Genomic DNA, 13,126 nt, shown 5'->3' with positions numbered 1-13,126 from the left:
TGTCTTCGTCATGTCGTTCTCCTTGCGTGGATTGAATCACACGGCAAGGGATACGTTTCTCGCGGGCAAGGTCAGAATGACGGACGCCCCCGCGTCCGCGCCGGACCGGATGCCGGCCGGCGCGGCATTGTAGTGGACGAAAACAGGGGCAATGCGAAAACAGGGGCAGAGCGCACTTGCGTGCGTGCGGGCCTCTGGCTGCCCTGATCCCGGTTTGGCTAAGTCGGCAGGCTGACCACCGGCGCGAAGCCGCCGAAGATCATGCGCTTGCCGTCGAACGGCATGTCGCTGGCGGCTGGCATGCGCGGATCGTTCATGATTTTCGCCATGCCGGCGTCACGGGTGGCCTTGTCGGGCCATTCGATCCAGGAGAACGCCACGGATTCGTCCGGCTTCGCCTGTACGGCGCGGCGGAAATCGGTGAGCTTGCCTTCGGGCACGTCGTCACCCCAGCACTCCATCACGCGGGTGGCGCCGAACTCCAGGAAAATGGCGTCGAAGGTACGGGCGTGCCCGATGAACTGCTCGCGGTTGGCGTCGGGTACCGCGATCACGAAACCGTCGATGTAGGACATGGCTGTCTCCTTTGGGGGGAGGGGCGGCCGAAGCGGTCGCCTTCATGGGGGCGACGAACGGGCATTGGCCGGATCGACATGGAACCGGGTGCGAGCGCATTTTCGCGTGAAGGGGGCGAATCGCTCTTGTCGGCCCCTGCGGATGAGGGCAACCTTGCCCGGGCATGCCATCCGGCCGTAACGCAGCACAGCGGAGTACGCGATGAACGGGCAAAGACTTTTCCTCCTGTGCGGGTTCCTCCTGGCGATGGCCGGTTCGGGAGTTGCCCGGGCGGCCGGCGACGATGCCGCCGCGATCCATCAGGTGATGGCGCAGCAGGCCGCGGCGTGGAACCGCGGCGATGTGGCGGGCTACATGCGCGGCTACAAGGATGCGCCCGATACCACCTTCGTCGGCAGCAGCGTGCGCAAGGGCTATCGCGCGATCCTCGACGGCTACCGCAAGCACTACGCGAACCCGGCGCAGATGGGCCGGCTCACATTCTCCGGACTGGATGTGCGCCTGCTGCCCGGGGCCGGCGGCGAGGTGCGCTATGCGGCGGTGACCGGCCGCTTCCACCTCGACCGCGCGGCGCACGGCGAGGTGGCCCGGGACGACGGCGTGTTCTCGCTGCTGTGGGAAAAGACCGCCGACGGCTGGAAGATCATCCTGGACCACACCAGCTGATCGGCCCGGGTCAGTTCGTGGCCGCTCGCGCCGGCTCGTGCAGAAACGCCAGCGCCTCGTGGCAGGGCGCGTCGATCTTCAGCGCGAGCAGCGGGTCGGCGCGGGTACGGCCCAGCGTCACCGCGGCGACCGGCTTGCCGGCCCGCGCCGCGGCATCGACGAAGCGGTAGCCGGAATACACCATCAGCGAGGAGCCCACCACCAGCATCGCGTCGGCAGCCTGCCAGGCGCGCGCGGCGGCTTCCACGCGTTCGCGCGGCACGGCTTCGCCGAAGAACACCACGTCGGGCTTCACGATGCCGCCGCAGTGCGGGCAGGGCGGTACCTCGAACGAGGCGAAGTCGTGGCCTTCCAGGTCGGCGTCGCCGTCCGGTGCATCGGTGGCGTCGAGCTGCGCCCAGGCCGGGTTGCGGTCGACCAGCATCCGCTGGAACGCGTGGCGGGCCAGCCGCCAGTCGCAGCCCATGCAGCGCACCTCGTCGAGGCGGCCGTGCAGGTCGATCACCCGTTCGCTGCCGGCGCGCTGGTGCAGGCGGTCCACGTTCTGCGTCACCAGCAGCTCGACCCGCCCGCGCCGCTCCAGCTCGGCCAGCGCGTGGTGCGTGGCGTTCGGCAACGCGCTGCCGAAGCGCCGCCAGCCGACCATGCTGCGGGCCCAGTAGCGCCGGCGCGTGGCCGGCTCGTGCATGAAGGCGGCGTAGTTCACCGGCGGCGGGCGCTTCCACTGGCCGTCGCGGTCGCGATAGTCGGGTATGCCCGAGTCGGTGCTGCACCCCGCGCCGGTCAGCACGAACAGGCGTGGATGGGCCTCGATGAATTGCTGCAGCGGAGTCATCGGCTCGATATGGGTGTGCGGTGGCCGGAAAACAGGGTGTCCGCAGGCAAGCGGGCAAAACAACCGGATGGGTGGCATTTTCCCCCAAGCCGATGCCTGTGGAGTAGTTTTGGCCGACCGGCGGGCCCGTGCCTGCCTCGCTGACGGGGAATCCGAGCATGCCTGTGCAAAACCATCGTTCCGCAGCTGCGTGGCCGTCGCCCGGCGCCTGTCGGAACACCCTGCTGGCCGTTGTGCTGGCCGGCTTGTGCGCCGTTTCGTCCGCCTGGGCCCAGACGCCGCAGCTGTCGGCGCAGACGCTGCCGTTCGTGAAGTACGCGCAGCCGTTGCTGGCGATCACCCATGTGCGGGTGATCGACGGCAACGGCACGCCGGCCAGGGAAGACCAGACGGTGCTGCTGCGCGACGGCCTCATCGCGGCGGTCGGCAGGCACGTGAAGCTGCCGAAGGACGCGACCGTGATCGACGGCAGCGGGCACACGCTGATCCCCGGCCTGGTCGGCATGCACGACCACATGTTCTATCCGGCGCCGAAGGTGAACCCGGAGGCGAAGGAGGCGATCTATCCCGAGCAGGCGTCGAGCTTTCCCAAGCTGTACCTGGCCGGCGGCGTCACCAGCATCCGCACCACCGGCAGCACCGAGCCGTATACCGACCTCGAGCTGAAGAAGGCGATCGACGCCGGCAAAATCCCCGGGCCGAAGATGCACACCACCGGGCCGTACCTGGAAGGCAAGGGGAGTTTCACGCCGCAGATGCACGAGCTGGCGGATGCGGCCGACGCCACCGGCACGGTCGACTACTGGATCGGCGAGGGTGCGACCTCGTTCAAGGCGTACATGCACATCACCCGCGCCGAGCTGGCGGCGGCGATCGCGGCGGCGCATGCGAAGCACATCCAGGTGACCGGCCACTTGTGCGCGATCGGTTTCACCGAGGCGGCCGAACTCGGCATCGACGACCTGGAGCACGGGCTGCCGGTGGACACCGAATTCATGGCGGGCAAGCAGCCGGACGTCTGCCCGGACACCAAGCTCGCGGTGGCCCAGCTGGCGACGATGAGCGTCGACGATCCGCGCATCCGGCAATTGATCAGGACCCTGGTGTCGAAGCACGTGGCGGTCACCTCGACCCTGCCGGTGTTCGAGACGTTCGTGCCCGGTCGCGCGCCGGTGGACCAGCGCGTGCTGGACGCGATGCTGCCGGAAACCCGGGTGGAGTACCTCAAGGGCCGCGAGCGCATCGCCGGCATGCACGATTCGCCGTGGCCGAAGGTGTTCAAGCTGGAGCAGGATTTCGAACATGCCTTCGTGCAGCAGGGCGGCACCCTGCTGGCCGGCCTCGATCCCACCGGCTATGGCGGCGTGATCGCCGGCTACGGCGACCAGCGCGAAGTGGAGCTGCTGGTGGAGGCCGGCTTCACCCCGCTGCAGGCGATCCAGATCGCCACCATGAACGGCGCCCGCTTCATGGGCGAGGACAAGCGCATCGGCTCCATCGAGGCCGGCAAGGCTGCCGACCTGGTGCTGATCGACGGCAACCCGGCGAAGCGCATCAAGGACATCGAAAATGTCGCGCTGGTGTTCAAGGACGGCGTGGGCTACGACCCGGCGAAGCTGGTGAAGGCGGCGAACGGCACGGTGGGCCTGCGCTAGCGCGGGTTTCGCCTTGTTGCTCCGGGATGGAAACTGCGACGCCGCGCTGTTTCCATCGGCATCACATCCCGGGCGCTAGGCTTGGCACCGCGGCGCAGCGTCGCCCGGGGCGCCGGCAACCCGAGGAGATCACGATGAAGAAGATTCCCACTGGCGCCTGGGTCGTGGTGGCTGACGGCACCGGCGCGCGGCTCCTGCGCAACGTCGGCAAGGGCCTCAACGTATCGCTCGAACAGATGAAACTGGTGGAGCCGAAGGATCTCGCCAACGACGGCCCGGCCGGACGCCAGCCGCCGGAGCGCAGCATGGCCGAGATGGACGAAGCCACCTTCGCCAAGCAGCTGGCGCAGCGCCTGAACGCCGCCGCGCTGAAGAACGAGTTTTCCCACCTGGTGCTGGCGGCCGATCCGCAGACGCTGGGGCAGATGCGCCCCCTGCTGCACGAGGAGACCACGAAGCGGATGGTGGAGGAGCTGAACAAGTCGCTATTCCGTGCGCCGCTGCAGGAGATCGAGCGCGCGCTGAAAGCGACCTGGTGAAGGCGCTCGAGCGGAGGGGTGGTTCCTTGGCCGTGTTGAACCCGTTGCCGGAACGACTTACCTTGCGGAGTTCCCCCGCCGCAGGAGTACCACGTGACCCGGTTGTCCGACTTTCCCGTCAGCACGCGCTGGCCCGCGCAGCATCCCGACCGCATCCAGCTCTATTCGCTCAACTCACCGAACGGGGTGAAGGTGTCGATCATGCTGGAGGAGACCGGCTTGCCGTACGAGCCGCACCTGGTCGACATCGGCAAAAATGAGAGCCACACGCCGGAGTTCCTCGCGCTCAACCCGAACGGCAAGATTCCCGCGATCATCGACCCGCACGGCCCCGGCGGCGAGCCGCTGGCGCTGTTCGAGTCGGGCGCGATCCTGCTGTACCTGGCGGACAAGGCTGGCCAGTTCATTCCCGCCGACCCGGCGCGGCGCTGGGAGACGATCCAGTGGCTGTTCTTCCAGATGGCGTCGATCGGGCCGATGTTCGGCCAGGTCGGCTTCTTCAACAAGTTCGCCGGCAAGGCATACGAGGACAAGCGCCCGCTCGAACGCTACGTCAATGAATCGAAGCGCCTGCTCGGCGTGCTCGACGGGCGGCTCGCCGGTCGCCGCTGGCTGATGGGCGAGGATTACACCATCGCCGACATCGCCACGCTGGGCTGGGTGAACAATCTCATCACGTTATACGAGGCGCGAGAGCTGGTGGCGTTCGACCGCTTCGCCAATGTCGGCGGCTGGCTAGAACGCGGGCTGGCGCGTCCGGCGGTGCAGCGCGGGCTGACGATTCCCGGCCGCGGCTGAGACCGCGCGATCCGGCGCAGCAACGGAACAACCTCAGGAGGTCGTCATGGGCACGGTTCTGGTCACGGGCGGGTCGGGTTTCATCGGCAGCCACTGCATCCTGCAGCTGCTGGCTGCGGGGCATCGGGTGCGCACCACGGTGCGCAGCCCCGGGCGCGAGGGCGTGGTGCGCGCGATGCTGAGGCAGGGCGGGGCCGAGCCGGGCGATCGGCTGTCCTTCGTCGAAGCCGACCTGCAGCGTGACGCGGGCTGGCCGGAAGCGGCGGCCGGCTGCGATTACGTGCTGCACGTGGCCTCGCCGTTTCCGCCGGACATCCCGAAGCATGAGGACGAGCTGATCGTGCCCGCGCGCGAAGGCGCGCTGCGCGTGCTGCGTGCAGCCCGCGACGCCGGCGTGCGGCGCGTGGTGCTGACCTCCTCGTTCGCGGCGGTCGGCTACGGCCACCCGCCGCAGGCGGCGCCGTTCGACGAGACGAGCTGGACGGATCTCGACGGCGACGGCGTGCTGCCCTACATCAAGTCCAAGACCCTGGCCGAACGCGCCGCGTGGGATTTCATCGCGCGCGAGGGCGGCGCGCTGGAGCTTTCGGTGGTCAATCCGGTGGGCGTGTTCGGGCCGGTGCTGGGGCCGGACTATTCCACCTCGATCCTGCTGGTGCAGCGGCTGATGGACGGCGCCGTGCCCGGTTGCCCGCAGCTGTGCTTCGGCGTGGTCGACGTGCGCGATGTGGCCGACCTGCACCTGCGCGCGATGACCGATCCGGCCGCCAGCGGCGAGCGCTTCCTCGCCGTCGCCGGCGACTTCATGTGGATCCGCGAGATCGCCCGGGCGTTGCGGCAGCAACTGGGGGCATCGGCGCGCAAGGTGCCCACCCTGCAGTTGCCCAACTGGCTGGTACGCCTCGCGGCGCTGCGCGACCCGGCGGTCAGGCAGATCCTGCCCGAGCTGGGCATGCACAAGAACGCCAGCAGCGCCAAAGCCCGGCGCGTGCTGGGCTGGTCGCCGCGTCCGCCGCAGGAGGCCGTCGTCGCCACTGCCGAAAGCCTGCTGCGGCTGGGGCTGCTGAAGGGCGGCGCGAAGGCGGGGGCGTAGCGTCGTCGCTGCCCGTCCCGCCGGGACGAGAAGCGTTTGCACGGCCGCGGGCCAACCTGCGCACAATGCGCCACCCGATCCGCGAGAGCACCGGCATGCCCCGACACCATCACGAAAGACACCGTACCGACCGCATCGGCTGGCTGCGCGCTGCCGTGCTGGGCGCCAACGACGGCATCGTCTCGACCGCCAGCCTGGTGCTGGGCGTGGCGGCGGCGCATGCCAGCGGGCAGAACGTCCTGGTCGCCGGCGTCGCCGGGCTGGTGGCGGGCGCGATGTCGATGGCCGCGGGCGAGTACGTATCGGTGCACTCGCAGGCCGACAGCGAGCGCGCCGAACTCGCGCGCGAGCACCTGGAACTGCAGACCCAGGCGGAGGCCGAGCACCGCGAACTGGCGGCGATCTACGTCGGCCGCGGGCTCGACCCGCAACTGGCCCGGCAGGTGGCCGACCAGCTGATGGCGCACGACGCGCTCGACGCGCACGCCCGCGACGAGCTGGGCATCACCGAGGCGCTGAAGGCGCGGCCGCTGCAGGCCGCCGGAGCCTCGGCGCTGAGCTTCGCGGTGGGCTCCGCGCTGCCGCTGCTGGTGGTGGCGCTGTCGCCGGCGGCGCAGTTGCTGCCGCTGGTGTTCGCCAGCTCGCTGGTATTCCTCGCCGTGCTCGGCGCGGTGGCGGCGTGGGCCGGTGGCGCGAAGATGGGCGTGGGCGCCATGCGCATCACGTTCTGGGGTGCGCTGGCGATGGCGGTCACCACCGGCGTGGGCATGCTGTTCGGCACCGCCGCGTAGCGCGGCGGTTCATTCGCCCGGGTGGTAGACCCGCTCGGTGTGCCCCTTGAGTTGCTCCGGCCAGAAATACACCGTGCGCAGGTTGCCGGTGGTGTAGCGCTCGGCCTGGTCGTTGAAGTGCTTCGAATCCGGGTGGCCGCTCTCGCCGCCGGCGGTGATCGCGCGGGCGCTGACCTTGGGGCCGAACTCGACCACGGCGACGAAGCTGTTGCCGCTGGTGCCGTAGTAGCGCCTGGTGCCCGGCCAGCGATGCGCGCCGAACGAGGCGAGCGAGCCCCAGCGCGACGACACGAACGGCACCGGGATGCTCGGCCTGGCGTCGTCGAATTTCTGCACGATGGCGCCGTCGTTGCGCTGGTAGCGGTTGACCTCGCCCCACGGCACGCCCCAGCTGCCGAAATCCTTTTCCAGCCGGTCGGATGCCTCGACCAGCGCATCCAGGCGCGCCTTCGCGCCGGCGTCGCCGGCCATGTAGTCGTAGACCGACTGGTGTCCGGATTCGGCTTCCGCGTGCACCTTGTCCCACAGCGTGTCGCCCCAGAACACCGCCAGCGAGGTGGGCATCGAGGCGATGCCCCAGCGGTAATCCCAGCTGCGCAGCAAGGCGACCGGGCCGGCCAGGCGCGGCTTCAGCGGGTCGTGGTCGGGCAACATGTCGTAGTCGTGCACCAGCACCGGCAGCAGTCGCGAGAACGCGGGCAGTAAGGAGTCGAACGCGGCGCCGATCAGCGAGGCCTTGCTGAAATCGCGCACGCCATCCAGCACGCGGGTGGCGTGGATGCCGCGCGGGTTCTCGCCGAAGCTGTCCATGTAGCGCGGGTAGTCCTGCTGCCGCGGGCTGAACTTGCCGGCGGCGGAGTACGGCCAGTTGTTGGTGTTCATGATCCAGCCGTTCGGCGGGTTGAGCAGGTGTGGCGCCTCGTCGAGCGCGTGCAGGCCTTTCCAATCGGTGGCCGGGTCGCTGCCGTCGACCGGCTTCGTGTAGTCGAAGCGGTTGTCGCGCTTCGGGATGAACTGCGGGTGCAGGTACGCGATCTCGCCCTTGTCGTCGGCGAAGATGGTGTTGTTCGACGAGTTGGCCTTCAGCTCGGCGATCTTCATGTAGCTGGCGTAGTCGCTGGCCTTGGTGCGCAGCCAGCTTTGCTGCAGCGCTTCCAGCGGCTTGTTCATCATCGCCACCGCGATCCACTTGCCGTCGGCCGCGCGCACGATCGGGCCGTGATGGGTGAAGTGCGCGTCGAAGCTGCGCGTGGCCATTGCGCCGTCCTTCGCACGGTATGCCACGCGGATCGTGCGCGTGGCGACCGGCCGCAGTTCCTTGCCGTAGCGGTAGAACAGCTGGCCGCCCTGGCGCACGATGGTCTCGGCGAACTCGTCGACCACGTCGGCGCCGGTCGAGGTGTGCATCCAGCCGATGTGCCGGTTGAAGCCCTGGTAGACGAAGAACTGGCCCCAGGTCACCGCGCCGTAGGCGTCCAGCCCTTCGTCGCTGGACATCTGCAGCTCGGAGCGGAAGAAGAACGAGGTGTGCGGGTTGATCCACAGCAACGCATGGCTGTCGGCGCTGAGCTTCGGCGCGATCGCGAAGCCGTTGGAGCCGGTCGGTTCGACCCAGCTGGCCGGCGTATCCGCGCGCGCCAGCGCGGCAGAATTGCGGCCGTAGAAAGCTTCGAGCTGCTTCAGCGACACCCGTTCGATGTCGCCGCCGATGCTGCCCTCGCTGAAGCTGAGCGCCATCCACGGTTCGAAGTGCTTGATCACGCGCGGATGCACGTCCGGATGCGTAGCGAGGTAGTAGTTGAGCCCGTCGGCCCAGCTGTTCATCAGCGCCTGCAGCCAGGTGGGACTCTTCGCGTACAGCGCCTGCAACTCGACCGGATCGATGAACAGTTTCTGCCGCAGATCGCTCCAAATCGCGGATTCGCCCTCGGTTTCGGCGAGTCGGCCCAATGAGTTGAGATAGTTCGTCTCGACCCGGTTGAAGTCGTCCTCGGCCTGGGCGTAGGCCATGCCGAACACCGCGTCGGCGTCGGTGCGGCCGTGCACGTGGGCGATGCCCCAGTCGTCGCGGGTGATCGTGACCGCCTGCGCCTGGCGTTGCCGGCGCGCCTGCCCGGGTTCGGCGGCCTGCACGGTGGCGAGCAGGCCGGCTGCGAGCAGCGCCACGGCCAGCAGCAGGCGCGGCAGGTGGCGGCGGCGTGCTCGCGGGCAGGAAGTCTTCGAGGTATGCGGGTGCATCGGCGGGTCATCCCCTGGTGGTCGTCGGTGCCGTCATGTTTCAGGGAGTTGACCACCACTGGGCCGGTCTTGCAAAACCCGGGTTGCGGCGGCGCTTTGACGCATGCGCCAAAGGTCGTCTTGGCGGGCTGCGTCCGCGTGTCCAGAATGGGACCTGGCGCGCTCGCGGCCGGCCTCCACGGGCGCCGCGCTTGCCGTCCAAGCCTCCTGACGAGTTGGAAAAACCATGACAGCACGCATTGCGCATTCCGGCCTGGCCGCGCGCCGCATGTCGGCGGAGCAGGCGGCCGAGTTGATCCTGCCGGGCATGACGGTGGGCATGAGCGGCTTTACCGGCGCCGGCTACCCCAAGGCCGTGCCGCTGGCGCTGGCCACGCGCATCGCCGCGGCGCACGAGCGCGGCGACAAGTTCGCGCTGCGCATCCTCACCGGGGCCTCGACCGCGCCCGAGCTGGACGGTGCGCTGGCCCGCGTGGGCGGCATCGACTTCCGCCTGCCGTACCAGTCCGACCCGGAGCTGCGCGCGCGCATCAATGCCGGCCAGATCGAATACATGGACATCCACCTGGGCCAGGTAGCGCAGTACGCGTGGTGCGGTTTCCTGGGCAAGATCGACGTGGCGCTGATCGAGGTTGCCGGCATCCTGCCCGACGGCCGGCTGGTACCGTCCACCTCGGTGGGCAACAACAAGACCTGGCTGGACCTGGCCGACAAGGTGATCCTGGAGGTGAACCGACGCCAGCCCGAAGGGCTCGATGGCATGCACGACATCTACTACGGCACTGCGCTGCCGCCGCACCGCCGGCCGATCCCGTTGCTGCAGCCGGGCGACCGTATCGGCGAGCCGTATCTGCGCTGCGACCTGGACAAGGTGATCGCGGTGGTGGAAAGCGACGCGCCCGATCGGCTGGGCCGGTTCGCGCCGCCGGACGAGGCGTCGCGGCGCATCGCCGAACACCTGGTGGAGTTCTTCCGCCACGAGATCGCCGCGGGGCGGCTGGGCGAGCAGCTGCTGCCGCTGCAGTCCGGCGTGGGCAACATCGCCAATGCGGTACTGGGCGGCCTGCGCGAGGGTGGCTTCCGCGGTCTGACCGCGTTCACCGAGGTGATCCAGGACGGCATGCTGGAACTGATCGGCGACGGCACCATCGCGATGGCCTCGGCCACCTCGCTGTCGCTGAGCCCTGAGGGCGTGGAAGAGTTCGTGCGCCGCATCGACTTCTACCGCCGGCACATCGTGCTGCGGCCGCAGGAGATGTCCAACCACGCCGAGCTGGTGCGCCGGCTTGGCTGCATCGCGATGAACGGCATGGTCGAGGCCGACCTGTACGGCAACGTCAATTCCACCCATGTCGCCGGCAGCCGCATCATCAACGGCATCGGTGGCTCCGGCGATTTCGCCCGCAACGGCTTCCTGTCCTGCTTCATGAGCCCGAGCACGGCCAAGGGTGGCGCGATCTCCGCGATCGTGCCGATGGTCAGCCACGTCGACCACACCGAACACGACGTGGGCCTGGTGGTCACCGAGCAGGGCCTGGCCGACCTGCGCGGGCTGTCGCCGAAGCAGCGCGCGCGGGCGGTGATCGCGCAGTGCGTGCACCCGGACTACCGGCCGATGCTGCAGGATTACTTCGACCGTGCCTGCCGCGACAGCTACGGCAAGCACACCCCGCACCTGCTGAACGAGGCGCTGTCGTGGCACCAGCGCTACCTGGACAGCGGCAGCATGCGTTGACGCCTGTCGATTTGCGGCCGGGCCGTTCGTCGCAGTGGGGAGAGCCGGTGTGCCGGCTCCGCTTTGCCCACCCCACGACGAGGCCACCCCATGCAAGCCCAGCCCTACCTGTTCTTCGACGGCCGCTGCGAAGAGGCCATCACCTTCTACCGCGAGGCGATCGGCGCCGACGTGGTGATGCTGATGCGTTACGGCGATGGCCCGGAAGGTTCCGCTCAGTGTCCCGACGGCACCCAGCCGCCGGCGGACAAGGTGATGCACGCCTGCCTGCAGATCGGCGCGACCCAGCTGCTGGTGTCGGACGGTTTCAGCCGCGGCCAGCCCGAGTTCAAGGGCTTCTCGCTGGCGCTTTCCGCCGACGACGATGCCGCGGCGAAACGCCTGTTCGACAACCTGGCCGCCGGCGGCCAGGTGCACCAGCCGCTGGCGCCGACCTTCTTCTCCTCCAGCTTCGGCATGCTGGTCGACCGCTTCGGCGTGTCGTGGATGGTGCTGGTGCCGAGCGCGCCGGCCGGTTGATGGTGTAGCGGCGGCGGGCTTGCCTGCCGCGGTCTGCACGAGGAACCTGCTGCCACGGCATGCGTCAGATGGCTGGGCGCGTCGTACTATCGGCTCATGCAGGTGGCTGAGATGGCAGAGGCAATGCCGGTCGTCGGGAGTGCGCCGCAGCGCACCGCCTTCGTGCTGGCCGGCGGCGGCAGCCTCGGTGCGATCGAGGTGGGCATGCTGCAGGCGCTGCTCGACTGGGGCGAGACGCCGGCGTTCCTGGTCGGCGCCTCCGCCGGTGCGATCAATGCGGCGTATTTTGCCGGCGAGCCGACCTCCGCCGGTGCCCTCGAGCTGGAACGGATCTGGTGCGCGCTGAAACGGCGCGAGGTGTTTCCGTTCAACCTGGGCAGCGTGTTCGGCCTGCTGTTCCGGCGCGATCATCTGGTGGATTCGGCCGGCCTGCGGCGCCTGCTCGAACGCCATCTGCCTTATCGGCGCCTGGAAGACGCGGCCCTGCCGGTCCACCTGGTGGCGTCGGACATGCTGACCGGGCAGGAGGTACTGCTGTCTGCGGGCTCGGTGGTCGACGCCGTGCTGGCCAGTGCCGCGATTCCGGGCGTGTACCCGCCGGTGTGGATCGACGGGCGCTGGCTGGTCGACGGCGGGGTGACCAACAACACGCCGATCTCGGTGGCGATCGGCCTCGGTGCCACGCGGGTGATCGTGCTGCCCACCGGGTTTGCCTGCGCGCTCGAGCAGGCGCCGTCGGGCGCGATCGCTCGCGCGATGCACGCGCTCAGCCTGCTGGTGGCGCGCCAGCTGGTCTACGACGCCGATCGTTTTTCCGGCAGTGCGGTGGAACTGCGCATCGTGCCCAGCCTGTGCCCGCTCGACGTCTCGCCGTACGACTACTCCGCGGCGGCCGGGCTGATCGCCCGCGCCCGGGCGGAAACCTGCCGCTGGCTGGAACGCGGCGGACTGGAGCGCGCCGGAACGCCTCCGCAGCTGCGCGAGCACCACGACTGACGTGCGCCGCGAGGGCAGGACGCTGCGCGGCACACTTGAACAAGTCGGCGGCGGCGAAGAGACTGGCGGCTTTCCCGCCAACCGCATCGGCATGTCATGACCAGGTACGTGGCGTTACTGCGCGCCGTCAACGTGGGCGGCACCGGCAAGTTGCCGATGGACGAACTCAAGGCGATGTGCCAGGCCGCCGGCTTTGCCGAGGTGCGCACCTATATCGCCAGCGGCAACGTGGTCTTCGGCAGCCGGCTCGGCGAAAAGGCGGTGAAGCAGGCGCTGGAGCAGCAGCTGCAGGGCTACGCAGGAAAGCCGGTCGGCGTGGTGGTGCGCACGGCGGCCGAGATGGCCGCCGTGCTGGCGGCCAACCCGTTCCCGGAAGCGCCGGCGAACCGCACGGTGGCGATCTTCCTCGACGCGCCGCCGGCGACGACGGCGCTGCAGGACGTCACCGGCACCGATGGCGAGCGGCTGGTGCTGGGGCGGCGCGAGATCTATGTGCACTATGGCGGGGGCATGGCCGATTCGCAGCTGAAGATCCCGGCCGCGAAGGCGGGCACCGCGCGCAACATGAACACCATCGCGAAGCTGGCGGCCATGGCCGCCGCGCGGTGACGATGCGGGGCGCCCGGAGATCATGGGCAGGCTCCAGGGCGGCAGCGATCCATCCCGTCCCGCCGCAACCGGTCAC

At 69.2% G+C, this 13,126-nt stretch carries 13 protein-coding genes; 10 read left to right on the top strand and 3 right to left on the bottom strand.

Annotated elements, in window-relative coordinates; genetic code table 11:
• Nucleotides 1-218 precede the first annotated feature (218 nt).
• On the bottom strand, nt 219-575 hold the full coding sequence (locus tag RHOFW104R8_RS06070; protein WP_068095404.1) for a DUF1428 domain-containing protein: 357 nt from the start codon (nt 573-575) through the stop codon (nt 219-221).
• Between the two features lie 202 nt (nt 576-777).
• Here RHOFW104R8_RS06070 and RHOFW104R8_RS06065 point away from each other — a divergent pair, with 202 nt between their 5' ends.
• Nucleotides 778-1,242, top strand: a complete 465-nt coding sequence (locus tag RHOFW104R8_RS06065; RefSeq protein WP_068095406.1) for an SgcJ/EcaC family oxidoreductase — start codon at nt 778-780, stop codon at nt 1,240-1,242.
• A gap of 10 nt (nt 1,243-1,252) precedes the next feature.
• Here RHOFW104R8_RS06065 and RHOFW104R8_RS06060 read toward each other — a convergent pair whose 3' ends face one another.
• On the bottom strand, nt 1,253-2,077 hold the full coding sequence (locus RHOFW104R8_RS06060) for an NAD-dependent protein deacetylase (protein WP_068095408.1): 825 nt from the start codon (nt 2,075-2,077) through the stop codon (nt 1,253-1,255).
• 158 nt (nt 2,078-2,235) lie between these two features.
• Here RHOFW104R8_RS06060 and RHOFW104R8_RS06055 point away from each other — a divergent pair, with 158 nt between their 5' ends.
• From RHOFW104R8_RS06055 to RHOFW104R8_RS06035, 5 genes are all read left to right on the top strand, one after another.
• Nucleotides 2,236-3,732 (top strand): amidohydrolase family protein, encoded by a 1,497-nt coding sequence (locus RHOFW104R8_RS06055; protein ID WP_068095410.1) that lies wholly within the window; start codon nt 2,236-2,238, stop codon nt 3,730-3,732.
• Between the two features lie 134 nt (nt 3,733-3,866).
• Nucleotides 3,867-4,271, top strand: a complete 405-nt coding sequence (locus RHOFW104R8_RS06050) for a host attachment family protein (RefSeq protein ID WP_068095411.1) — start codon at nt 3,867-3,869, stop codon at nt 4,269-4,271.
• 93 nt (nt 4,272-4,364) lie between these two features.
• A complete protein-coding gene (locus tag RHOFW104R8_RS06045; RefSeq protein ID WP_068095413.1) occupies nt 4,365-5,069 on the top strand; it encodes a glutathione S-transferase N-terminal domain-containing protein in 705 nt (234 codons plus the stop codon).
• Nucleotides 5,070-5,115: 46 nt separating this feature from the next.
• A complete protein-coding gene (locus RHOFW104R8_RS06040; RefSeq protein ID WP_068095415.1) occupies nt 5,116-6,162 on the top strand; it encodes an aldehyde reductase in 1,047 nt (348 codons plus the stop codon).
• Nucleotides 6,163-6,257: 95 nt separating this feature from the next.
• Nucleotides 6,258-6,953, top strand: a complete 696-nt coding sequence (locus tag RHOFW104R8_RS06035) for a VIT family protein (protein ID WP_068095436.1) — start codon at nt 6,258-6,260, stop codon at nt 6,951-6,953.
• Between the two features lie 9 nt (nt 6,954-6,962).
• On the opposite strand, the gene RHOFW104R8_RS06030 is transcribed toward RHOFW104R8_RS06035, so the two are convergent.
• Nucleotides 6,963-9,191: a penicillin acylase family protein gene (locus tag RHOFW104R8_RS06030; RefSeq protein WP_068095417.1), complete on the bottom strand. Its 2,229-nt coding sequence runs from the start codon at nt 9,189-9,191 to the stop codon at nt 6,963-6,965.
• Nucleotides 9,192-9,417: 226 nt separating this feature from the next.
• Here RHOFW104R8_RS06030 and RHOFW104R8_RS06025 point away from each other — a divergent pair, with 226 nt between their 5' ends.
• The 4 genes from RHOFW104R8_RS06025 to RHOFW104R8_RS06010 all read left to right on the top strand — a co-directional run bounded on the left by RHOFW104R8_RS06025 (nt 9,418) and on the right by RHOFW104R8_RS06010 (nt 13,050).
• Complete coding sequence (locus RHOFW104R8_RS06025) at nt 9,418-10,926, top strand: acetyl-CoA hydrolase/transferase family protein (RefSeq protein ID WP_068095419.1); 1,509 nt, start codon at nt 9,418-9,420, stop codon at nt 10,924-10,926.
• A 90-nt stretch (nt 10,927-11,016) separates the two neighbouring features.
• Complete coding sequence (locus RHOFW104R8_RS06020; RefSeq protein ID WP_068095421.1) at nt 11,017-11,445, top strand: VOC family protein; 429 nt, start codon at nt 11,017-11,019, stop codon at nt 11,443-11,445.
• Nucleotides 11,446-11,556: 111 nt separating this feature from the next.
• On the top strand, nt 11,557-12,441 hold the full coding sequence (locus RHOFW104R8_RS06015) for a patatin-like phospholipase family protein (protein ID WP_068095438.1): 885 nt from the start codon (nt 11,557-11,559) through the stop codon (nt 12,439-12,441).
• 96 nt (nt 12,442-12,537) lie between these two features.
• Entirely contained in the window at nt 12,538-13,050 is a 513-nt protein-coding gene (locus tag RHOFW104R8_RS06010; protein ID WP_068095423.1) for a DUF1697 domain-containing protein, read from the top strand.
• The last annotated feature ends 76 nt before the right edge of the window (nt 13,051-13,126 follow it).

The organism is Rhodanobacter sp. FW104-R8 (genome assembly GCF_001617365.1).
Lineage (GTDB): Bacteria > Pseudomonadota > Gammaproteobacteria > Xanthomonadales > Rhodanobacteraceae > Rhodanobacter.
Note: the sequence above shows the minus strand (reverse complement) of the source record. Positions and strands in the feature narration are given on the sequence as shown.